The organism is Falsiroseomonas sp. (assembly GCF_030695085.1).
In the GTDB taxonomy this organism is placed as follows: domain Bacteria; phylum Pseudomonadota; class Alphaproteobacteria; order Acetobacterales; family Acetobacteraceae; genus Falsiroseomonas.
This window is the reverse complement of sequence record NZ_JAUYTS010000233.1, coordinates 1-1,050: the sequence shown is the minus strand read 5'-3', so window position 1 is coordinate 1,050 and position 1,050 is coordinate 1. Positions and strand designations below refer to the sequence as shown.

Here is a 1,050-nt window from a genome sequence, read left to right as displayed (position 1 = left end):
TCTATGAGCTCAACGGCTGGCGCCCGGTGTGGACGCCGGAGCGGGTTCGCGCCCTTCAGGCCGCGGCGGCCCGCGCCGAACGCCACGGCCTGTCTCCCGGCGACTTTTTCAACTTCGAGGCCCTCGCCGCCGACCGGAGCGCGGCGGAAATGCGCACGACCGCCGCGGCGCTCGCCTATGGCCGCGTCCTCGCCGAAGGTCGGGTCCGTCCCGAGACGGTCGAAGACCTTTGGGAAATGCAGAAGAACCGGGTCGATCTGCCCGGCGGGCTGAACGACGCCCTGGCCCAGGGCCAGCTGGTTGACTGGCTGGAAGCCTTGGCGCCGACCGACATCGGCTATTCCAACCTGTCCGCCGGCTATGTCCGCTATCGCCGCATCATCCGCGAGGGCGGCTGGCCCGCCTTCCGCCAGGGACCCACAATCGAGCCGGGTGCGAGCGACGCGCGCATTCCCGCGCTGATCCAGCGCCTCGTGGCCGAAGGCGACCTGCCCGCCGCCGACGGTGCCCGCCTGTCCGCCATGGGCAACTTCTATGGTCCCGAGATCGAGGCCGCCACGCGCGGTTTTCAGACCCGTCACGGCCTCGCCGCCGACGGCAGGATCGGTACGGGCACCCAGCGCTCGCTGTCGGCCTCGGCCGAGGATCGCGCCCGCCAGATTGCGCTCAATCTGGAACGCCGCCGTTGGCTCAAGCGCGAGGTCGCGCCCGAGCGGATCGAGGTCAACACCGCCGCCGCCATCATGGTCTACTGGAAGGACGGCAAACCCGTTCACTCCAACCGCGTTATCGTCGGCACCGCCGCCAACCAGACCCCCAGCCTGGAAAAGCCGTTCGCCTCGGTCGTCGCCAATCCGCCCTGGTACGTCCCGGCCTCGATCGCGCGAGCCGAGATCCTGCCCCGCGGCCCGGCCTATCTGGCGGCCAACAATATGTACATCCAGAACGGCACGGTCATCCAGCGTGCCGGCCCGACCGCTGCGCTTGGCTATGTGAAGTTCGAGCTGCGCGACAGCTACGCCATCTTCCTGCACGACACGCCCGGCAAGG

Annotated in this window: 1 protein-coding gene; it reads left to right on the top strand. The window is 69.4% G+C overall.

What is annotated here, in order from left to right; genetic code table 11:
* On the top strand, positions 1-1,050 hold a 1,050-nt coding region (locus Q8S40_RS24475), incomplete at both ends, for a L,D-transpeptidase family protein (RefSeq protein ID WP_305672497.1).